This window comes from Polyangium jinanense (assembly GCF_028435365.1).
In genome coordinates this window covers 456,391-476,791 of sequence record NZ_JAGTJJ010000003.1, presented here as the reverse complement: position 1 = coordinate 476,791, position 20,401 = coordinate 456,391, and the positions used below count along the sequence as shown (strand labels likewise).

The window sequence follows — 20,401 nt, the reverse complement described above, 5'->3', positions numbered from 1 at the left end:
CCACCCGAGATCGGCTACTCCGTCACGCGAATCGTCACGGTCGAGGTCCGCTGGTTGAGGAGGAAGTACGTCGCGGCCACGCCGCCGCCCACGACCGCGAGGCCGACAGGCACCCAGAACCACGGGCTCGACAAGACGCCGCCCTTTTGCGCCGCAGGCACGGCGATGCGCAGCGGCGTCGCGGCATCACCACGCGAGGTGAGCGGCAACCCGCCCTTGTCGATCGCTTGCAGGTAGTACTCGACGAGCGGGGGTTTGACCGCGTCGCTCGGGATCTGCGCGCGGAACTCGCCGAGCGTGTAGCTCGCGGGCACGAGGACGAACTTGCCATCGGCGCCCGTGCGATACGCGAGCTGCATCGCACGCACGCGGCCGTCCGGATCCTCGACGCGACCCGTGAGCTTGATCAAGGTCCCCGGCGGCACCTGCGCGGGCGAGGTGTGCATGATGCGGATCGGCTTTTCGGCCGCGGGCGAGTCGATCGTCTCGCGGCCCGGCTTGCCCTCGGCCTCCCACTTCTCGCGCGTCGTCTTGAAGAAGTCCTTGAAGCGCGGCGATTCGGTCGGCGGCAAGGTGTACGTCTCGTCGAGCACGAGCAGCCCGCGCACGGCGGCGTCCGCCTCGTCCACGCGCTTGAGCACGATGTAGTTGTAGGCGAGCAGGCGGTAGATCTCGATCTTCTCCTGCTTGCTCGTGCCGGGGCGGAGGAGCGCGGCGGAGAGCGTCTGGATCGACTCTTCGTACTCGGCGTCGTCGAAGAGCGCACTGCCGCGCTGGATGAGCGAAGTGACGCTGGCCTTGTCGCCCTTGGGAGCAGCTTGCGCGAACGCAAGGGAGGGCGTCGCGACGACGAACGCAGAATGGCAAGCAGCCGTGAGGGCGAGCGTCGCTGCGAGGCGAGGCCAGACGGAGCGCATGGGCCTGAGGGTAGCCGGAAACGCGCGCCGTTGGCGAGAGCCGTGCGATCGCTCGTTCAGCGCGGGTAGTAGGTCCTTCGCGCCTTCACGCTCACGAGGACGCTCATCCGATCCTCGGGCGGAGGCGGGTGTTCACCCGCGCGCAGCACCATCGCCGTGAGGCGGCCGCCGTACACGCAGCCCGTGTCGATGCCCGTCGCGTCACGGTGGATCTGCGGGAGCTCGAGAGCGTTGTGCCCGAAGACGAGATGCGGCGGTCCCACGTACCGCTCGCCCCACAGGGTCGAGCCGCGCCGCTCCTCGGGCACGCCGCTCACGTTGAGCGAACGCACGTACATGAGCGTACGCGGGCTCTGGCGCTCGATCGGCAGCGCGGGATCGACGCCCGCGTGCACGACGCGCAGGCCGTGCTCCGGCAGGTCGAGCCAGAGCGGCAGCGAGGCGAGGAACTCCCAGTGCTTGCGGCGCAGGGCGCGCACGACCTCGCGCTGCAGGCTTCCGAGTTGCGGCACGATGCTCGGAGGCATCTGCCGGTAGCGCAGGAGCCGATCCTCGTGGTTGCCACGCACGACGCGCGCCTGGAGCTTGCGCAGCAGATCGATCGTGCCCGCGGGATCGGGACCACGCACGACGAGGTCCCCCACGGAGACCAGCTGATCGCCCGCGCCGAACCCAATGTGGCCTAGCAGATCCTCGAGCTCGTACCTGCATCCGTGCAGGTCGCCGACCACGACCGTTCGACCCATCACTCCCGCTCAGCCGATCTTGGCGCGCTTGGGGATGACGACGATGCCGCCCTCGCTCACGTACCAGCGCTTCCTGTCTTCCTCGAGGTTGTAGCCGATCTCGGCCCCCGAGGGGACCTCGACGTCCTTGTCGATGATCGCGCGGCGGATCTTGGCATGCCTCCCGATCACGACATTCTCGAAAAGCACGCTCTCCTCGACATGGCTGAAGGAGTTCACGCGGCAGCGGTTCGAAAGGACGCTCCGATGGATGCGGCCGCCGGAGATGATGCAGCCGAGCGAGACGAGGCTCTCGGTCGCGATGCCGACGCGCGCGTTCCACTCGTCGCGGAAGACGAACTTGGCCGGCGGATCGTGGCTCATCGCGGTGCGGATCGGCCAGCGCTGGTTGTAGAGGTTGAAGGCGGGCTGCACGCTGATGAGATCCATCTGCGCGGCCCAGTAGGCGTCGATCGTGCCGATGTCGCGCCAGTAGGCGTTCGAGCCCTCGTCCTCGCCGGGAACGCGGTTCGTCTGGAAATCGTAGACGAACGCGCGCCTGCCGTTCTTGACCATGTACGGGATGATGTCGCGGCCGAAGTCGTGCGCGCTCTGCTCGTTCTTCGCGTCCTGTTCGAGCGCGTCGAGCAGGTGGCCCGTGTTGAAGATGTAGTTGCCCATCGAGGCGAGGGCGAGATCGGGGTGGCCGGGCATCGGCGGCGGATCGGGGACCTTCTCGTGGAAGGCGATGATGCGGCCGCTCGCGTCGGCCTCGATCACGCCGAACTGCGTGGCCTCCTTGCGCGGGACGGGGATGGCCGCGACCGTGACCTCGGCAGAGCGCTCGAGGTGCTCGTCGAGCATCTGGCGCATGTCCATCTTGTAGACGTGGTCGCCGCCGAAGATGCAGACGTGCGTGGGCGACTCGTCCGTGATGACGTGCTGGGTCTGGTAGACGGCGTCGGCCGAGCCCTTGAACCAGCTCTTGCCGGTGCGCTGCTGCGCCGGGATCGTCTCGATGAAGTTGTCGAGCATCGGCGACAAGCGCCACGCACGCGCGATGTGTTCGTCGAGCGACGCGCTCTTGTACTGCGTCAGGATCTTGATCTTGTGCAGCCCCGAGTTGACGAAGTTCGAGAGGACGATGTCGATGATCCGGTAGCGCCCGCCGAACGGAACCGCCGGCTTGGCACGATCCGAGGTGAGAGGACCGAGCCTCCGGCCCTCTCCACCCGCCAGGATCATGACGAGGACACGTGAAGTCTCGAACGGGGCGCGCAGCTTCGTCTCGCGCATGGTTCGTGGAGACTACCCTACCTTCGTGGCCCAGGCGACGCTCGACGACGGGGACGAGTTTGGACGGGCCTGTCGGCCTGCTCGAGCGCCTCATTATGAGGGACCGAGGCGCGTCGGTTCCCCTCCTTCGGCGAATCTCTTTACGCGCCGTGCGCCATCGTGTTAGCCCTTTCCAGCCCAATCCCCCTGCCCCAGGGCGGCAGCCTGTCCCCGAGGGCGTACCCTCGAGCGGCCCGGAGAGACTCATGAACGTCCGACATGCACTCGTTTTCGCCCTCGCCTCCGTGACAGGCTCGGCCGTGCTCGGCTGCGGACCGTCGGAGGAGCCGTACAAGGCCAAGCCCGCCGTGAGCGGCAAAAAGGCCGCGCTCCCCGCCGTGCCGACGCTCCCGCAGAAGCAGAAGAAGACGCCGGACGGCGCGTACACGATCTGGGGCATCACGCACGATCTCCGCAGCCGCGTGCACTTCGAGGACGTCAACGCGAAGCAGGTCTCGATCGTCGGCTACATCGTCAAGACGAACTACGCCGACGCGCCGGCGTGCTCGATCCACAAGACGGGCAAAGGCGATCCGCCGGACTGCAAGGCGCCGATCCCGACCTTCGCGATCGCCGACGAGAAGGGCGAGACGAAGGACATGATCGACGTCATGGGCTGGGCCTCGAACTTCGCCCAGGTCTTCACGCTGATCGAAGCGATCGACAAACAGCCGAAGGGCAAGGAAGGCGAGGCGAAGCTCGCCGACGAGTTCTGGGGCGCGGACCTGCCGAACCCGATCCCCAATGTCGGGGCGAAGGTCAAGGTGACGGGCACCTACGCGGTGACGTTCACGAAGGCGAGCTCCGGCGCCGCCGCGAACCCGAAGTACGGGATCATGACGGCCGAGAAGATCGAGTTCCTCGAGCAGGCGCCGGAGAAGGCCTACCTGCCCGGCATGAAGAAGAAGCCCTGAGCTTCGTCTCCCGTGCGCTCCCCGCGCCCCAGGATCCGGCGGCGAAGGTGGGGGGGGCGAGACCCGAAATACTTGCGGACGCCGGTCGGCATCTGACACGCTCGGATTTGCGCATGGTCTACCGCACCTTCAAAGCAATCGCTCCCCTCGCTCTGCTTCTCGTGGCCGCGGCCTGCGGCGGGAAGACACCCGAACCCGAGACGCCGGTCGACGAGGGCGCCTCGAAAACCGTCGAGACGCCGCCCCCGCCGCCGAAGTGCGAGTCGCTCGACGAGAAGTGCGCCGCGACGAAGGAAACGAGCGCCAAGGTCAAGAGCGCCAAAATCGCCTTCCAACCCGCAGAGAAGTGGACGTACGCGCAGGGCGAGGCGCAGACGATCGCGCAGGCCTCGGAGGAGGGTGCGATCGTCGTGTTCGGCTCGTACACGCCGGACAAGGACGCGAAGAAGGACGCAGCGGCGCGTGAAGCGGCGCTCGCGGAGCTCATCAAGACGACCGCCGTCACCCTGCCGAAGGGCTACAAGGTCAACTGGAAGAAGCCGGACAACACGCAAGAGGTCAACGGCGTCAAGCTCAACGTCTGGACCGCGGCGGGCTCGGAGCGCGCGAAGAAGAAGGGCACACTGCTCGTCTTGCAGGCGCCGCTCAAGGACGGCGAACCCGCGCTGCTCGGCCTGGGCTTCGCGGCCGACGATGACGAGGCCGGCATGGGCGCGGTGAGCAAGGCGATCGAGTCCATCAAGGCCGAATAAGGAACGTCGTGACCGCGCCCCAGCTCTCCCCCGGCTACGTCATCGCGGGAAAATACTCGGTCCAGGCCCTCCTGGGCCACGGCGGCTCCTCGGCCACCTACCGCGTCATCGACGCGACAGGGCGCGCGATGGCGGTGCGTATCTACTCGCCGAACATCGCGCAACGCCCCGAAGTGATGACGATGATCGAGCAGATCTACACGGCGACGAACGGGCTGCCGCCCGACGCCGTGCTGCCGGTCCTCGACGCGGGCTACGATCCGCAGACCGCCGCGCCCTTCACGGTGACGGAGTTGTCACCAACGCCGTCGATCGCGCAGCTCGTCTCGCAGCGCCCGCTCTCGCCGCAGGAGGTCGCGCAGATCGCGCAGAACATGGCGCGCACGCTGGACAACGCCCACGTGCGGCAGCTCATGCACCACGCGCTCAAGCCGACGAACGTGTTCGTCGCGCCGCAAGGCTTCGCCGTGCGCGTCATGGACTTCGGCGCGGGCCTCGCGCGGAGCTACGTCCAGACGAACGAGGGCTACGCGATCGCCGCGCCCTGGGTCGCGCCCGAGCAGATGCAAGGCGGCGCGCCCGCGGGCCCCGCAGCCGACGTGTTCGCGATGGGCCTCGTGCTCTTCTACGCGCTCACGGGCCGGCCGTACTGGCGCTCCTGCCAGGGCGCGCAGCCCGACCTCGCCTCGTGGCAACACGAGCTCGTCGGCCCTCGCCAGCCCGCGTCGCAGCGCGCGCAGGAGCTCGGCGCGATGGTCTCGCCCGTGCTCGATGCGGTCTTCAACCGCGCGCTCGCGCTCGATCCGAACGAGCGCTTCCGCCAGGCCAGCGAGCTCGCCGTGGCCTTCTCCGCCGCGGCGAACATGCCCGAGATGGCCACGAGCGCGACCATCGCGTTCCCCGCGATCGGCGGCGCCGATCCGATGGGCCCGACGGCCGCGGTGCCGGTGTACCAGCCCGTCGGCTCGAATGATGGCTCGGGCTACCCGCCGCCGCCTCCGCCCGGAGGGGGCATGGGCGGCCCCGGCATGGGTGGTCCCGGCATGGGTCCGGGCGGGCCGGCGAACGCGGATATGGGCATGGGCATGGGCATGGGCATGGGCCCGGGCCCCGGCCCGGCGGCGCCGACGACGGCGGCGCCGCGCCTGCCGATGGATGCCGGCGGCGGCTCGAAGAAGCTGCCAATCATCATCGGCGTCGCGGCGGTCCTCTTGATCGGCGGCGCGGTGGGCGCGTTCATCATCGCGGGTGGCAAGGACAAGAAAGAGGGCGAGGACCCGAACGCGCCGATCGCCATCACGCCGACGGGCGCGCCGACCACGACCGGTGACAGCACGGCGGCGCCCCCGAGCACAGGCGAGACGCCGCCGCCCACGCCGCCGCCCGCGGCCGAGGAGGTCGAGGTCGCGATCAAGTGCAGCCCGGGCTGCGACACGATCAAGGTCGACGACAAGGCGATCGAGGATCCGTCGACGCTCAAGCTCGCGCCGGGCGCGCACAAGGTCGAGCTCTCGAAGGCCGGGTACGTCACGCAGAACGACGACATCACGATCGAGGCCGGCAAGAAGTTCGAGAAGGAATACAAGCTCGCCGAGGCCCCGAAAGAGACGGCGCAGGCCGCGAACACCGCGAAGTCGAGCGGCAGCGGCGGCGGCAGCACGACGAAGACGAACCCCACGCCGACGACGAAGCCGACGAGCACGGCGAAGACCGGCACGAAATGCACGGGGGTCGGTCTCTTCAAGAAGTGCAAGTAATCGTTCGACGCTGCATTTCCCCCGAGGCGGCCCGCTACGTTTTCCCTTCGTAGCGGGCCGTTTCCATTTCGGAGCGACGTCCGTCCGTCCCATCTGGTCAAAGCCCGGCTCGGGCCCCACGCTCGCCCTGGATGCACGCGGCGGCTCGTCCGCCATCGGGGGGAATTGCGCGCGGAGAGGCCTCTCCGCGCCGTGAAAGGGGGACATCATGGCAATGGCGAAACGACTTCGGATCGGCTCGCGGCGGCTCGCGGGCCTGGCGCTCGGACTCCTGTCGTTCGTTTTCCCGGCCGCTTCCTCGCAGGCCAAGACCGCGGAGAAGAGCAGCGGCGCCGGGGCGCAGGAGGGCGACAAGGCGCAGGCGAACATCGTCCTGCAAGAGCAGCTCACGGAGTTCATCACGACGAGCGGCGAGGGCAAGATCGTGGCGAAGCCGGACGCGATGCGCGCCGAGCTCGGGGTCGAGGTCCAGGCGAAGACGCTGGATCAGGCGCAGAGCGAGCTCGCGCGCAAGATGGCGCTCGTGACGAGCGCGATCGAGAAGCTCGGCCTCGAGGGCCTCACGTTGCAGACCGAGACGCTGGAGATCCATCCGGTCCAGAGCAAGCCCGAGGCCGGCCGCGCGCCGAAGATCGTCGGCTATCGCGCGCAGAACACGCTGTCGGTCACGCTGCGGCTCGCGGAGGCGCAGGCGCTCGGGACGCAGGCCGCGAAGGTCATCGACGCGGCCGTCGGCGCGGGCGCGAACGTGGTGGAGGGGATCTCGTTCTTCCTCGCGCGCCCGGAGGAGGCGCAGGCCAAGGCGTTGCACCTCGCGGTCGTGGACGCGGAGCGGAACGCGAAGATCCTCGCGGCTTCGTCGGGCGTTCGGTTGCTCGGGCTGCACAGCCTGGATGGCTCGCAGGGCCGGCTGACGCCGATCTGGCGCGACGCGGGCATCGCGAAGGCGTCGCGCGAGCTGAGGACGACGATCGAGCCGGGTGAGCTCACGATCACGGCGACCGTGGCGGCGCGGTACCACTTCGCGAACCAGTAACCGATCGTGCAGCCGCGCGAGGCGCCGTGCAGGCTTCGGCCGGTCGGCCCTCGCGCGGCGCTTCTTTGATGGCGTTCGCCTTGCCAAGCGCGGCGCGGGTCACGAGAATGCGCCGCCCGTGGCCGTCTCGATCCATCCGCTCGCGCACGTCGATCCCGGGGCGAAGCTCGGCGCGGACGTCGTCGTGGGCCCGTTCGCCGTGATCGAGGGCGACGCGGAGATCGGCGACGGCTGCCGCATCGACGCGCACGCGGTGATCGCGGCGGGCAGCAGGATCGGGCGTCGCAACGTGGTCCATTCGTTCGCGGTGCTCGGCGGCGCGCCGCAGGATCGAAGGTACGCGGGCGAGCCGACCACGCTCGTCGTGGGCGACGACAACGTCTTTCGCGAGCACGTGACAGCGCACCGCGGCACCGGGCATGGCGGCGGCGTGACACGCATCGGAAGCGCGGGTCTCTTCATGGTGGGCGTGCACGTCGCGCACGACGCGATCGTGGGGGATCGCGTGACGCTCGCCAACGGGACATTGCTCGCGGGGCACGTCGTGCTCGAGGACTACGTGGTGACCGGTGGTCACGTCGCCGTCGCGCCGTTCGTCCGCGTGGGCGCGCGCTCGTTCCTCGCGGGTGGATCGATGGTCGAGCGCGACGTGCCGCCGTTCGTCATCGCCGAGGGAAACCGGGCGCGTGTGCGCGCTTTGAACCGCGTCGGGCTCGAACGAACGGGCGTGCCGCTCGAATCACGTGTCGCGCTGAAGCGGGCCTTTCGTGCGCTCTTCGTGGGGGATCTTCCGCGCGCCGAGGCCCTCGCGCGGATCGAATCCGATCCGGATCCGTTCGTCCGCGAGCTCGTCGCGTTCCTTCGCGCGCCGCCCCGTCGTTAGGGTGAACGGCGGTTTGTCGAAACGAGCGCGCAGCCGGTTGCACGCACGAAAGACCGCTGGCACCGCGATGATCCGCCGCTCGATCGCGCGTTTGCCCGGAACATCCATGAGCACGAGCCCGATGAAGAGCGTGAGCAGCCCTTGTCCTGGCACGCCGGGCAGGGAGAGCACGATCCCCAGAATGACCAGGAAAAACCCGAGCAAGTTCTTTCCGGCGATCCCGAGGGCGCGCTGCCAGGCCGGACGATCGGCGAGGAACCGACCCGGGCCGCGCGTCTCCTCGAAATGATCGGGCTCCAGCCGGACGATCACGAGCGCCACCACGGCCAGGCTGAGCGCGAGGCTCACGCCGAAGACCCCCACGCCCACGAAGATCTGCGATGCGTGGATTTCTAGCGTATGGAGCAAATTCATCCGGCCCGCGCACCCCACCCGACCAACAACCGCGCCTCGCCTAGATTCCCTGTCATGTAGCGCACGCCGTCACGCGGGCAAGGTGCGGGAGGGCTCGTCAATCCGGGCGTTTTGGACGAAGCTCCACGTATGATCGAGGCAGCGAAAGCGCGCCTCCGCGCGCGAGAAGAAGCAGCGCTCGCGTTGCTCGAAGCGCTGGTCGAGGTGAACTCGTTCACGGACAACGTGCCGGGCGGGACGCGTGTGGGCGAGATGCTCGCGGCGGAGCTCCGCGGGCTCGAAGGCGTGAGCTCGGTGCGGTCCCACGCGAGCGCAAGGTACGCGCCGCACTGGGTCGCGAGGACGGAGGCAGCGGAGGAATCGGCCGCGGGGTGCGTGGCGATCGTGGGGCACCTCGATACGGTGTTTCCGCCCGGGACCTTCGAGGGATTCCGGCGCGAGGGACCGATCGCGCGGGGCCCTGGAGTGCTCGACATGAAGGGCGGGCTCGTGGTGGTGCTCGAAGCGCTGCGCGCGCTCGCGCACGTGGGCCTACTCGCGCGCGTGCCGATCCGCGTGGTGATCGTGTCGGACGAAGAGGTCGGTTCGCCCGAGGGGCAACGTGTGATCGCCGAGGAGGTCGCGGGCGCGCGCGCGGCGCTCGTGTTCGAAGCGGGGCGCGCGAAGGATCTCGTGATCACGTCGCGCAAGGGAACGGGCAGCGCGCACATCGTCGCGACGGGCAAAGCGGCGCACGCGGGCAACGCGCATGCGGACGGCGCGAATGCGATCTGGGCGCTCGCGCGGTTCATCGATCACGCGCAAAAGCTCACCAACTACACGCGCGGCGTGACCGTGAACGTGGGGACGATCCGCGGCGGACACTCGAAGAACACGGTGCCCGATCGTGCCGAGGCCGAGCTCGATTTCCGCTACGAGCGGCGCGCCGATGGAGACGCGCTCCTCGTCGCGCTCGCCGAGGCCGCGAAGGAAGTGGCTGTTCCTGGGACGACGATCACGGTGACGGGCGGCATCGCTCGATCGTCGCTCGAGCGCACCGCGGCTTCTGTTGCGCTCTACGAGGCATACGCTGCGTGCGCGCGGGCCGCGGGGCTCGGAGACGGCGAAGCACCGCTCGTGGGTGGAGGCTCGGATGCGGCGACGACGGCGGCGTTCGGCATCCCTTCGATCGACGGACTCGGGCCGCGCGGCACGGGATTTCACACGCTCGACGAGCGCATCGAGGTGGCTACGCTCGTGCCGAAGGCGGAAGCGATCGTGCGGTTTTTGCTGGGCTGCATGCAGAAGTTCGACACGGACGGCTTGTTGCGATCTTCTTGAGGCGCGACCGTCCTTCTGCGATCCTGACGGACGACAACCGTGCAGGGTCCGGCGAGGTATGAGCTGCGAGACCGGGCGAGGTGCTCGGGCGGACTCGTTTTGTGCACGTGCGGGGCTTTGAGGGGGGACGCATGAGCTCGCTCGGGGACGTAGGGGCGGGACACACGCTAGGGCGGTACGAATTGCTCGTGCCGATCGCACAGGGCGGCATGGCCGTCGTGTGGGCCGCGCGCATGAAGGGCACGCGCGGCTTCCAGAAAATCGTCGCGGTCAAGACGATGTTGCCCGAGCTGTCGCAGGATCCGCAGTTCGAGGACATGTTCCTCGCGGAAGCGGGCCTCGCGTCGCGCATCCGGCATCCGCACGTCTGCGAGATCCTCGATCTCGGCGAGCAGGATGGACTGATCTACATCGTGATGGAGTGGATCGACGGCGAGCCGCTCAGTCAGCTCGCGCGCGCGGCGCGGCAAAAGGGCGGGGTCCCGATGCTCATCGCGATGCGCCTCTGCCTCAACGCCGCGCTCGGGCTGCACGCCGCGCACGAGCTGCAGGACGAGCTCGGCACGCTCGTGGGGCTCGTGCACCGCGACGTCTCGCCGCAGAACATCCTCGTCACGTACGACGGCGTCGTGAAGATCGTGGACTTCGGCGTCGCCAAGGCCACGGCCGTCTCGGACACGGGCGCGACGAAGGACGGGCAGCTCAAGGGCAAGGTGCCGTTCATGTCGCCCGAGCAGGCGCTCGGAAAGGCCGTGGATCGCCGCACGGATGTCTTCGCGCTCGGCATCGTGCTCTACCAGCTCCTCGCCTCGAAGCACCCGTTCCGTGGAGACAACGACATGATCACGCTGCGCCGGATCTGCGACAAAGATCCGGCGCCCTCACTCGCCTCGGCGATGCAGGACTGCCCCGAGCTTTTGAACGGCATCGTCATGAAGGCGCTCGAGAAGGACGCCGACAAGCGCTACCCGTCGATGGCGGAGTTCGCGCGCGCGATCGATCGCGGGATCGCGGAGCTCAAGCTCGCGGGGCAGCCCGACGAGGACGTGGTCGCGTTCGTGAAGGCCATGCTCGGCGAGCGCGCCGAGAAGCGCCGCACGGCGATCAAAGAAGGCCTCAAGGTCGCCGACGAACGCGCCGAGCAACGTGAGCAGCTCAAGGCGCAGCGCGCCGCGCTGCTCGCGCAGGCGCGGGCGAACGGAGGGACGATCCCGCCAGGCCTGCTCGGCAATCGCATGCCCACGATCCCGCCGGGGCTGCAGTCGATCCCGCCGCCGCCCGGAACGATGACCGACGTCGCCACGATCGCGCACGGCCGCGCGAGCCTGATGCCGGGCGCGCTCACCGCGACGCAAGGCGCACCCTCGTCGCCGACGGCCGCCGCGATCGTCGCCGATGTCGACGCCGCAGCCTTCACAGGAGGCGGCAAGAAGAAGCTCGCCGTGGTGTTCGCCGCGATCGGCGCGCTCGCGATCGGCGGCGCGGTCATCGCGTTCTCCCAAGGATCGACGCAGCAGGAAGCCGCGACGCAGCCCGCAGCCACGCAGGTGCCCGCGGCGCCCACGCCCACGCCGACCCCCCTCCCCCCGCCCGTCGCGAGCGCCGCGCCTGCGACGAGCGCGACGACGCAGCCCACGACGCACAACCACGGCGCGGGGACGACGAAGACCACGACGACGCCCACCGGCGCCACGAAGACGCCGAGCACGAAGAGCACCGGCACCACGAAGTCGGGCAGCCAGGACAACCTGCCCAAGGTGCGTGATCCGGGGTTCTGAGCAGCGCGCCTGATCGTTTCACGTCCAACGAGTTCGCCAGGACGAACCGTCAGGCGAGGACCGCGAACTTCAGGTACCGGCCTTCGAACCACGCGGGCAGCGTGGGGTGATCGGGCGGCTGGCCGTGCATGGCCACGAGCGAGAGGTCGTCCCGGCCGAGCGCGGCGTCGTCGAGCGTGCCGAGAAAATCCTCGGCCGAGACGTGGCTCGAACAAGAGGCCGCGCAGAGCAGCCCGCCGGGCGCCAAGACCTTGGCGAGCGCGCCGTGGAGCTTGCGGTACGCGGCGAGCGCGCGTGGCTTCGTTCGCTCGTTTGGCGCGAAGCTCGGCGGATCCGAGACGATGAGGTCGAACTTCTCCCCACGACGCGCCGCGGCTTCGAGGAAGGCGAAGGCATCGGCCGTGACGAACGCGTGTTTCGCCGGGTCGAGCCCGTTCGCGCGGAACGAGCGTTGCGCGGTCGCGTGCGCGGCGGCGGCGACGTCGACCGAGGTCACGTGCGCGGCGCCGCCGAGCGCGGCCGCGACGGAGAAGCCGCCTGCGTAGCTGTAGAGGTTGAGCGCGCGGGCGCGACGGGCGCCGAACGAGCGCACGCGGGCGCGGTTGTCGCGCTGATCGAGGAACGCGCCCGTCTTCTGCCCGTGCGCGAGGTCGACCTCCATCGCCATGCCGTTCTCGCGGACGATCACACGGTCCTCGGGCTCGTCGCCGGCGAGCGGGCGAATGCGACGATCGCCGGCCTCGTCGCGGGCGCGGCGGAGCGCGACGCTGCGCACGCCGCGCCGCGCGAGCGAGCGCTCGAGCTTCGGCGCGAGCTTCTCGATCCACGGATCGAGGTGATCGCCGTCGAGGCGAACGATCGCAACGTGCGCGTACCTGTCGATCACGAGCCCGGGCACGTGGTCGCCTTCGCCGTTGCAGAGCCGGTAGGCGTCGGTGTCGGGCCCGACGAACGCCTCACGACGCGCGAAGGCGCGCTCGATCCGCTCGACGAGCGCGCGCTCGTCGAGGCGCCCGCTCTGGCCGAAGACACGCACGGCGATGGGGGATTCTGCGTCCCAGAGGCCCACGCCGAGCGGCTCGCCCTCCTCGCTCGTGAGGGAGACGGCCGTGCCCGAGTCGAGCTTCGGCGGCCGTGCGAGGCCTTCGCGGTACACCCAGGGATGACCACGACGAACGGAGGCGGCGGCGGATCGGGTGAGGCGGAGCGTCTTCGAATCGCGTGCGGTCACGGGGCTTTGGGAAGCCTACTTCCGGGCTCCTCGTGATAGAAGGGCGCATGCGTTTTTCCTGGCCTCGCCTCGCATTTCCGCTCGTCCTCGCGCTCTCTGCCTCGTGTGGCGGTGCACCGCCGGCCGTCTCGGCGGATGGGGTCTGGCTTGCCACGTTCGATGCGGTCCCTCGCGCGGACTTCAATCGCGCCGCGGTCGCCCTCGATCTGCCGCTCTTCTGGGCCGCGGACGTGGATCAGGACAAGACCCTCGATCCGAACGAGCTCGCGGTGCTCTGGGGCCCGACGCAGACGGAGGAGACCCACTGGGTCTCGGCCGGCGGCTTCAACCCGACGTTCGGCCAGGCGTACGCCTCGATCGTGTCCTTCGTGAAGAACGGCCCGAGCTTCCAGGGCATCTCGCCGGGCGAGGTCGAGCGCCGCAAGGCCGTCCTGCGCGAGCTCGAAGCGGGCCGCCCGACGCTCGTCGCCTCGAACTTTCAAGCGGGCGCCGCGACCGAGGAGGATCGGGCGATCGTGCATCACGTGCTCGCGGCGGCGCGGCTCGTCGAGAAGATCTACCAGAAGCAGACGGGCACGCTCTCGCTCGCGTCGAGGGTCCCCGCGGACGATCCGGCGAGCCGGCGGCTCTTCTACCGGAACCAGGGCCCGCAATGCGAGGCGCCAGCGACGAAGGGCGACGTCAATTGTTACGCGATCCCGCGGACGCCGGGCGAGCAGAAGCGCGTCCCGTCGGGGCTCTATCCCGCGGAGCTGCAATCGAACCCCGATTTCTGCAAGGTGCTCGCCGCGCGCCCGGATGCTCGCGCGCTCATGAATCCGTTCGTCGTGGTGACGGGCGAGGGCGACGCGCTCAAGGCCGTGCCGTATCATCGCGCCTACGAGAACGACATGCAGGCCGTGGCGCGCGAGCTCGACGCGGCGGCCGAGGCGATCACGAATCCGGACGAGGCCTCGTTCCAGTCGTATCTGCGGGCGGCCGCGAAGGCGTTCCGGGACGGCAGCTGGTTCGAGGCGGACGAGGCCTGGGCGCGGATGAGCACGTTCAACTCGAAATGGTATCTGCGCATCGGCCCGGACGAGACGTATTTCGAGCCGTGCAGCGAGAAGGCGGGCTTTCACGTGAGCTTCGCGCGGATCGACCAAGGCTCGCTCGAATGGAAGGAGAAGCTCGACCCGCTCAAGCAGGACATGGAGCAGGCGCTCGCGGCCCTCGCCGGTCCGCCGTACACGGCGCAGAAAGTATCCTTCAAGCTGCCCGATTTCATCACGGTCATCTTGAACGCGGGCGACTCGCGGGACGCGTTTGGCGCGACGATCGGGCAGAGCCTGCCGAACTTCGGTCCCGTGGGCAACGAGGGGCGCGGCCGCACGGTCGCGATGACGAATTTTTATACCGACCCGGACAGCATTGCCTCGCACCACGGGCTCGCTGCGTCCTTGTTCTGCGCAGAGGCCATGGCGTCGTACACGGACGATCCGGGGCCGCAGCTCATGAGCACGGTCCTGCACGAGGCGGCGCACAACCTCGGGCCTTCGCATCAATATGCGGTGAATGGCAAGATCGACAGCGAGATCTTCGGCGGACCGCTCGCGAGCACGCTGGAGGAGCTCAAGGCCCAGTCGGCCGCGCTTTATTTCACGGATTGGCTCGTCGAGCGTGGCGTCATCGACAAGACGAAGGCGAACTTCGCGCACGTGCGAGACATCGCCTGGGCCTTCGGCCACATCTCGCGCGGCATGTACGACGACGCCAAGCACCCGCTCAACTACAGCCAGCTCGCGGCGATCCAGGTGGGCTTCCTGCTCGACGAGGGCGTGCTCGCCTGGAACGCGAACGAAAAAGCGCAGAATGGCACGGATGCGGGCTGCTTCTCGGTGAAGCTCGACGCGTTCCCGGCGGCGAGCAAGAAGCTCATGGGGATCGTGGCGAAGATCAAGGGCAGCGGCGACAAACCCGGTGCCGAGGCGCTCGTCGCGAAATACGTCGATGCACCCGGCGCGTACGCGGATCTGAAGAAGACGATCACCGATCGATGGCTCCGGCAGCCCAAGGCGAGCTTCGTCTACTCGATCCGACGCTGAGCTTGCGGCCGCCGAGCGGCCGTAGTATTGGTCACCAATGACCGATACCGCCGCTTCTGCCATTCCTCCTCATCTTCACATCATTCAGTTGAGCTTGGGGTACCTTTATCCGGCCGCGCTCAACGCGGTCGTCGAGCTGGGCGTTGCCGATCGCCTGGAGCGCGGGCCGAGGTCCGCCGCGTCGCTCGCCGAGGAGCTCGGGGTCGCGGCGCAGCCGCTCTATCGCGTGCTCCGGCTCCTCGCCACGGTTTCGGTGTTCTCCGAGGACGAAAGCGGCCTCTTCCACCTCACGCCGAGCGCCGACATCCTCCGAGCCAACGCGAAAGGCTCGATGCGCGACGCGGTCCTGATGCTGGTCCACGAGACGTTCTGGGCGCCCGCGGGCCAACTCTCGACCACGATCCGCACCGGAAAGACACCGTTCACCGAGATCTTCGGGGCGCCCTTCTTCGAGTTCTTCGAGAAAAACCCGGAGGTCACCGGGATCTTCCACCGCGGCATGGCGGGCTTCTCCGACACCGAAAACGGTCCCATCGCCGCCTCGTTCGATTTCGGACGATTCCGCAATATCGTCGACGTCGGCGGCGGGCACGGCGGCTTCCTGGTCGAGGTGCTCAGGAAAAACCCGGAGGCGCGGGGCGTGCTCTTCGACGCCGAGCACGTACTCCGCGAGGCGCGTATTGCCGCCGCAGGCCTCGCGGACCGCTGCGAGCTCGTGTCCGGCGACTTCTTCACGTCCGCTCCGGGCGGCGACTGCCTGATCCTCAAGCGCATTCTCCACGACTGGACGGACGAAACGTCGATCAACATCCTCCGCATCTGCCGGGGCGCGCTCGCCGAGGGCGGACGTGTGCTCATCATCGACGCCGTCATTCCTCGCGGAAATACCCCGCACCCGGGCAAGGAGCTCGACGTGCTGATGATGGCCTCGCTCCCCGGACGCGAGCGCACCGAGGAGGAGTTTCGCCGGATTCTCGCGGCCGCGGGCCTCACGCTCGAGCGTGTCGTCCCGACGCCCTCCGCGCTCAGCATCGTCGAAGCTTCTGCCGCGCCCTCGCGGTAAACTCGGGCATGGTTCGCTCTGCCCACCCGCTCTTCCTCACCATTTCCGCATTCTTCATCGCCCTCGAAAGTGGCTGCGCCGAGGGCACGGACGCCCCGCAAAACCCCTCGACGAGCGCTTCTTCGAGCTCGTCGTCGTCGAGCGGCACGGGCGGTGGCGGGGGCGCGGGCGGAGGCGGCGAGGTCGTGCCCGAGCCCGACGGGCCGCCCGTGCTCACGATCGTCAATGGCGTGAACGATCACGAGGCGATCCGGCTCTGCTTCGTCCCCTACCCCGACGGCGGCGATCCCGCGCCGTATCCCGCCGATCCGTCGGGGCTCGCATTCGCCGCGGCGTCGCGGGTCGATCCGGCGAGCCTCTTGCCCGCGGACAAGGACGTGTATTTGCACGTCATCGCCGGCGACCTCACGAAAACCAAGGACCTCGGCTGCGCCACGCTCACCGAGGGCAATGCGCCGGCGGACGTCGTGGTGGCGCCGGTCGCGGTGATTCCGGCCTCGGCGTTCGTCGCCAAGCGAAGCCTTTTGCTCGTGCCGACGGGCTGCGTCGGCGGGCCCGGTCATACCGATCCGCTCGAAAAGGAAGCGTGTGGCCCGACATATTCGGCGGACACGCCCAATCCGGGGCTGCTCGCGGCGGCCATGTCGCGCGTGACGGCCGAGGGAAAACTCTCGCTCCAGGCCGCACACGCGGCGCAGCCGATGCCCTCGGTCGACGTGCGGCTCGTGCCCGGGACCGAGGGCGGAATGCCGCAGCAGGTCGCGCCCTCGCTCACGGCAGGCGCAGTCGGGCCGTTTCCGCCGTTCCGGCAGCTCGCGCGGTTCGAATGGGGGTCGATCGCGCAGGCGGAGATCCTCACGTTCGTGCCGGGGCAACTCGTGAAAACCTCGGCGTCGCCGCTCGATGCGGCCCTTTTGCGGGGCGGGCTCACGCAGGCGGATTTCGAGGACGGGCGGGCGTTCACGCTCGTCGCGGTGGGCGCTCAGCCGGGCATTGCGCCGGGCGCGTTCTGGCATGCGCTCACGTGGACCGTGGTGCGTTCGGATCCCTAGAATGGGCAGGGTGAGGGAATCATGGCCGTATCGCTGAACGTGGACCTCGGCGAGCTACCGGGCGAACCCGAGGAGCTTTATTCGATCGCGACGATGGTCAACGTCGCGTGCGGCGGGCACGCGGGCGACGAGGCCACGATGGAACGTGCGTGCGAGCTCGCGCGCCGCGCGGGCGCCCGGCTTGCCGCGCATCCTTCGTACCCGGATCGGGCCGGGTTTGGCCGGACGAGCGTCGTGATGACGAGCGCAGAGCTCGCGTCGTCCGTGCGGTCGCAGGTCGAGGCGCTCGCCCGGGTGGCGCTTCGGGTGGGCATTTCGATCGAGGCCGTGAAGCCGCACGGCGCGCTTTATCACGATGCGGCGCGGGATCCGGCGATCGCCACGGCCGTGGTCGAGGGAATCGAAGCGGGGCTCGGTTTTCCGGTGGCGCTCATGGGTCCGCCCGAGGGCGCGCTCGCCCGGCTCGCGACGATAGAGAGGCGCGCGTATTTGCGGGAGGGATTTGCCGATCGGGCGTATGGGCCTGACGGGAAACTCGTGCCACGCACGCAGGCGGGCGCATTGATCACGGATCCGGCGGCGGCCCGGGCGCAGGCGTTGCGGCTCGCGGGCGCGGGCACGTTCGAGACGCTTTGCGTGCACGGGGACACGCCCGGCGCGCTCACGATTGCGCGGGCCGTGCGGGAAGGGCTCGAATCGGCGGGGCTCCTGGAAACGCGGGGGCGAGCGTGAGCGACGGCGGAACGAGCGTCCTTTCGTACGGGGAATCGGCCGTGTACGTCGATCTCGGCGTGGAGAGCGCGCCGGATCGGGCCGCGCGAACGCATGCAGCGGCCTCCGCGTTGCGCGAGGTGTTTCCGGGGAGCGACGTGGTGGTCGGCGGCGGGGTGGTCGTCTTGGCAAACGTCGCGTGTTCGGACGAGGTTGTCCGGACGATCAAGGCCGCGGTCTCCGGCGCGGCACGGGCACATGTGTCCGGACGAACGCACGTGATCCCCGTGGTATACGATGGGCCGGATCTCGAAGCGGTCGCAGGCACGCTCGGCGTCTCGACGGAGGCGGTCGTGCGCCTGCACGCCGAGCGTGAGGTCACGGTCGAGCTCGTCGGGTTTCTGCCGGGTTTCGGGTATTGCGGGCCGATCGACCCCAGGCTGGTTTTGCCGCGCCGGAGCTCGCCGCGGCCACGCGTGGCGGCGGGCAGCGTGGGCATCGCGGGGACGTTTACCGGCATCTATCCTTTCGATTCGCCCGGGGGCTGGAACCTGCTCGGCCGCGCGCCCGGGGCCGCGCTTTTTGATCCAGGCCGCAATCCGCCGATTCTGTTCTCGCCGGGAGATCGGGTGCGGTTCGAGCCGGTGAGCGAGGCGGAGGCGATGCCGGCGCGGAAGGAGGTTGTCCCCAATGAACAATCCACCCGCGCCCTCGTCGTGGAGGCCGCGCCCGCGTGCGCGACGGTGCAGGATGGAGGACGCGCGGGGCAACTCGCACGGGGGCTTCCGCCGTCGGGGCCGCTCGATCCGGAGACGCACGCGGCCGCGAACGAGGCCGTGGGCAATACGCCCGATGCGGCCGCGATCGAGGTGCCGCTCGGCGCGTTGACCGTGCGGGCCCGGGGAGAGCTCATCCTTTCGGTGGACGGCGCGGCGCCCATTCGTCTCGCGGATGGAGAATCGTTCCGCGTGGAGGAAGGCCCCCGCGCCGTGCGTTATCTCGCGGCGCGCGGCGGGATCGACGTACCCATGGCGCTCGGCGCGCGAGCGACCTTGCTCGTCGCGCGGCTCGGCGGCGCGGCGGGACGCGCGCTCCGGCGGCGAGACGTTGTGGCCGTGGGTGATCCGGAAACCGCCGCCACGCGGCCTTCGCGCCATTCCACGCCGGCCGTCGAAAACGAAATCGCCACGATCGTGATCGACGAAGGCCCGCACCGGAGCCGTTTTCCCGCGGACGCGCTCGACGTGCTCCTCACGTCCACGTTCACCGTCTCGCGTCTCGGCGACCGGGTGGGGCAAAGGCTCGAAGGCGCGAACATCCCGCGCGATCGGCCCGATCTCGCCCTGCCCGTGCCAATGCTCCGCGGCGCCGTGCAGGTCACGACGGACGGCACGCCTATCGTGCTCGGGCCGGATCATCCGACGACGGGCGGGTATCCGGTCCTCGCCGTCGTGCGGCGCGCGTCGCTCGGCGCGCTCGCGCGGCGGCGCCCTGGGGAGCACTTGCGTTTCGTGCGCGGCGCATGACGCGCTCTACATTGCCTTTCCTTCCCGATTCGGGTAAACGCTCCTCCTTCGATGGCGGGCCCCTGCCAGACACACCCCGGGACGAACGCGACGCACGAATGCACGCAATGCGGCGCGCTTCATTGCACGCCGTGCCTCAAGCGCCTCGTCACGGAGCAAAACGCGAGGCCTTTGACGATGTGCCCGCGCTGCGGCGCCCTCGCGCGGTCCCTGCCCGAGCCCGAGCGCCCCGAACGCGATGACTTCGCCCTCGCCTTGCGCCGCCCGTTCGACGAAGAGGGCCTGTTCCTCGTCGCCGCGCTCTCCGTGCCTTACTGGCTCACCGCCATCCCGGTGGCCTCCGTCTCCACGTTTTTCAACGTGATTTACCTCGGCACGCTCTCCGCCGTCTATTTCCAGATTGTGGAGCACGTGGGCCGCGACGCGCCGGGCCTCCCTTTTTCGGCGAGTTTTACCTCGCGCTGGGATCTTTTCCTTTCGTTCCTGCGCGGCCTCGTATGTGTGCTCGGCGGCTTCTGGCCGGCGATCCTCTCGGAGATCCTCCTGCCTGGAAATGTATATCTCACGCTCGCCCTCGCCCTCGTGGGGATCGCGGTGACGCCCGCGGTGATCCTCGCGATCGCGATGACCGGGCACACCATCAATGGCCTCTGGCCGGTCGCCTGGGTTGCGATCGTCTCGCATTCGCCCGGGGCCTATGGAAAGCTGTTGGGGCTCTTCGTCGCGTCGACCGCGGCAGGCATGGCGGCCATCCTGCTCGCGGCCTACACGGTGGGGCTCATCCCGTTTTTCGGGCCGTATCTCGTGGGAGTCGTGATCACGACCGCGGCGGTCGTGCAATCGACGCTCGTGGGCACGTGGGTCCGGCGCCACGCGTGGGCGCCGCCGGAGGATTGAATCCGC

At 69.1% G+C, this 20,401-nt stretch carries 17 protein-coding genes; 13 read left to right on the top strand and 4 right to left on the bottom strand.

What is annotated here, in order from left to right:
- Window positions 1–14: 14 nt before the first annotated feature.
- The 3 genes from KEG57_RS11125 to glgC are packed head-to-tail and all read right to left on the bottom strand — an operon-like array spanning window position 15 to window position 2,938.
- A complete protein-coding gene (locus tag KEG57_RS11125; protein WP_272419706.1) occupies window positions 15–917 on the bottom strand; it encodes a hypothetical protein in 903 nt (300 codons plus the stop codon).
- Between the two features lie 56 nt (window positions 918–973).
- A complete protein-coding gene (locus KEG57_RS11120; RefSeq protein WP_272419705.1) occupies window positions 974–1,663 on the bottom strand; it encodes a metallophosphoesterase in 690 nt (229 codons plus the stop codon).
- Window positions 1,664–1,672: 9 nt separating this feature from the next.
- A complete protein-coding gene (gene glgC, locus KEG57_RS11115; protein WP_272419704.1) occupies window positions 1,673–2,938 on the bottom strand; it encodes a glucose-1-phosphate adenylyltransferase in 1,266 nt (421 codons plus the stop codon).
- Window positions 2,939–3,183: 245 nt separating this feature from the next.
- Between glgC and KEG57_RS11110 the strand changes: the two genes are divergently transcribed.
- The 7 genes from KEG57_RS11110 to KEG57_RS11080 all read left to right on the top strand — a co-directional run bounded on the left by KEG57_RS11110 (window position 3,184) and on the right by KEG57_RS11080 (window position 11,831).
- Window positions 3,184–3,891, top strand: coding sequence for a hypothetical protein (locus KEG57_RS11110; protein WP_272419703.1), 708 nt, complete (start codon window positions 3,184–3,186; stop codon window positions 3,889–3,891).
- Between the two features lie 113 nt (window positions 3,892–4,004).
- Window positions 4,005–4,643 carry a hypothetical protein gene (locus KEG57_RS11105; RefSeq protein ID WP_272419702.1) on the top strand — a complete coding sequence of 213 codons (639 nt, stop codon included), beginning with the start codon at window positions 4,005–4,007 and terminating at the stop codon, window positions 4,641–4,643.
- A gap of 8 nt (window positions 4,644–4,651) precedes the next feature.
- The gene (locus KEG57_RS55555; RefSeq protein WP_272419701.1) at window positions 4,652–6,400 is read left to right on the top strand and encodes a serine/threonine protein kinase; all 1,749 of its coding nucleotides are present in this window, start codon (window positions 4,652–4,654) and stop codon (window positions 6,398–6,400) included.
- A 208-nt stretch (window positions 6,401–6,608) separates the two neighbouring features.
- Complete coding sequence (locus tag KEG57_RS11095; protein ID WP_272419700.1) at window positions 6,609–7,436, top strand: SIMPL domain-containing protein; 828 nt, start codon at window positions 6,609–6,611, stop codon at window positions 7,434–7,436.
- Window positions 7,437–7,554: 118 nt separating this feature from the next.
- Window positions 7,555–8,319, top strand: coding sequence for an acyl-ACP--UDP-N-acetylglucosamine O-acyltransferase (lpxA, locus tag KEG57_RS11090; protein WP_272458442.1), 765 nt, complete (start codon window positions 7,555–7,557; stop codon window positions 8,317–8,319).
- Window positions 8,320–8,862: 543 nt separating this feature from the next.
- Window positions 8,863–10,053, top strand: coding sequence for a M20/M25/M40 family metallo-hydrolase (locus KEG57_RS11085; protein WP_272419698.1), 1,191 nt, complete (start codon window positions 8,863–8,865; stop codon window positions 10,051–10,053).
- A gap of 188 nt (window positions 10,054–10,241) precedes the next feature.
- On the top strand, window positions 10,242–11,831 hold the full coding sequence (locus tag KEG57_RS11080) for a serine/threonine-protein kinase (RefSeq protein ID WP_272458441.1): 1,590 nt from the start codon (window positions 10,242–10,244) through the stop codon (window positions 11,829–11,831).
- A 49-nt stretch (window positions 11,832–11,880) separates the two neighbouring features.
- Here the strand turns inward: KEG57_RS11080 and KEG57_RS11075 are convergent, their stop codons facing one another.
- The gene (locus tag KEG57_RS11075) at window positions 11,881–13,062 is read right to left on the bottom strand and encodes a class I SAM-dependent rRNA methyltransferase (protein ID WP_272419694.1); all 1,182 of its coding nucleotides are present in this window, start codon (window positions 13,060–13,062) and stop codon (window positions 11,881–11,883) included.
- A 47-nt stretch (window positions 13,063–13,109) separates the two neighbouring features.
- Between KEG57_RS11075 and KEG57_RS11070 the strand changes: the two genes are divergently transcribed.
- From KEG57_RS11070 to KEG57_RS11045, 6 genes are read left to right on the top strand one after another with little or no spacing between them, the layout of a single operon-like run.
- Window positions 13,110–15,146 (top strand): hypothetical protein, encoded by a 2,037-nt coding sequence (locus KEG57_RS11070; RefSeq protein ID WP_272419693.1) that lies wholly within the window; start codon window positions 13,110–13,112, stop codon window positions 15,144–15,146.
- A gap of 37 nt (window positions 15,147–15,183) precedes the next feature.
- Window positions 15,184–16,209 (top strand): methyltransferase, encoded by a 1,026-nt coding sequence (locus KEG57_RS11065; protein ID WP_272419692.1) that lies wholly within the window; start codon window positions 15,184–15,186, stop codon window positions 16,207–16,209.
- An 8-nt stretch (window positions 16,210–16,217) separates the two neighbouring features.
- On the top strand, window positions 16,218–17,261 hold the full coding sequence (locus KEG57_RS11060) for a hypothetical protein (protein WP_272458440.1): 1,044 nt from the start codon (window positions 16,218–16,220) through the stop codon (window positions 17,259–17,261).
- A 21-nt stretch (window positions 17,262–17,282) separates the two neighbouring features.
- Window positions 17,283–17,993, top strand: a complete 711-nt coding sequence (locus KEG57_RS11055) for a LamB/YcsF family protein (RefSeq protein WP_272458439.1) — start codon at window positions 17,283–17,285, stop codon at window positions 17,991–17,993.
- Window positions 17,990–19,498: a 5-oxoprolinase subunit PxpB gene (pxpB, locus tag KEG57_RS11050; RefSeq protein ID WP_272458438.1), complete on the top strand. Its 1,509-nt coding sequence runs from the start codon at window positions 17,990–17,992 to the stop codon at window positions 19,496–19,498. Before KEG57_RS11055 ends, pxpB begins: the two co-directional genes overlap by 4 nt.
- Window positions 19,499–19,549: 51 nt before the next feature.
- A complete protein-coding gene (locus KEG57_RS11045) occupies window positions 19,550–20,395 on the top strand; it encodes an FYVE zinc finger domain-containing protein (protein WP_272458437.1) in 846 nt (281 codons plus the stop codon).
- Window positions 20,396–20,401 lie beyond the last annotated feature (6 nt).

Bases quoted from the DNA above. Each gene is read 5' to 3' on its own strand.
- KEG57_RS11125 (WP_272419706.1), bottom strand. From the start codon at position 917: ATGCGCTCCGTCTGGCCTCGCCTCGCAGCGACGCTCGCCCTCACGGCT.
- KEG57_RS11120 (WP_272419705.1), bottom strand. From the start codon at position 1,663: ATGGGTCGAACGGTCGTGGTCGGCGACCTGCACGGATGCAGGTACGAG.
- glgC (WP_272419704.1), bottom strand. From the start codon at position 2,938: ATGCGCGAGACGAAGCTGCGCGCCCCGTTCGAGACTTCACGTGTCCTC.
- KEG57_RS11110 (WP_272419703.1), top strand. From the start codon at position 3,184: ATGAACGTCCGACATGCACTCGTTTTCGCCCTCGCCTCCGTGACAGGC.
- KEG57_RS11105 (WP_272419702.1), top strand. From the start codon at position 4,005: ATGGTCTACCGCACCTTCAAAGCAATCGCTCCCCTCGCTCTGCTTCTC.
- KEG57_RS11095 (WP_272419700.1), top strand. From the start codon at position 6,609: ATGGCAATGGCGAAACGACTTCGGATCGGCTCGCGGCGGCTCGCGGGC.
- KEG57_RS11085 (WP_272419698.1), top strand. From the start codon at position 8,863: ATGATCGAGGCAGCGAAAGCGCGCCTCCGCGCGCGAGAAGAAGCAGCG.
- KEG57_RS11070 (WP_272419693.1), top strand. From the start codon at position 13,110: ATGCGTTTTTCCTGGCCTCGCCTCGCATTTCCGCTCGTCCTCGCGCTC.
- KEG57_RS11065 (WP_272419692.1), top strand. From the start codon at position 15,184: ATGACCGATACCGCCGCTTCTGCCATTCCTCCTCATCTTCACATCATT.
- KEG57_RS11060 (WP_272458440.1), top strand. From the start codon at position 16,218: ATGGTTCGCTCTGCCCACCCGCTCTTCCTCACCATTTCCGCATTCTTC.
- KEG57_RS11055 (WP_272458439.1), top strand. From the start codon at position 17,283: ATGGCCGTATCGCTGAACGTGGACCTCGGCGAGCTACCGGGCGAACCC.
- KEG57_RS11045 (WP_272458437.1), top strand. From the start codon at position 19,550: ATGGCGGGCCCCTGCCAGACACACCCCGGGACGAACGCGACGCACGAA.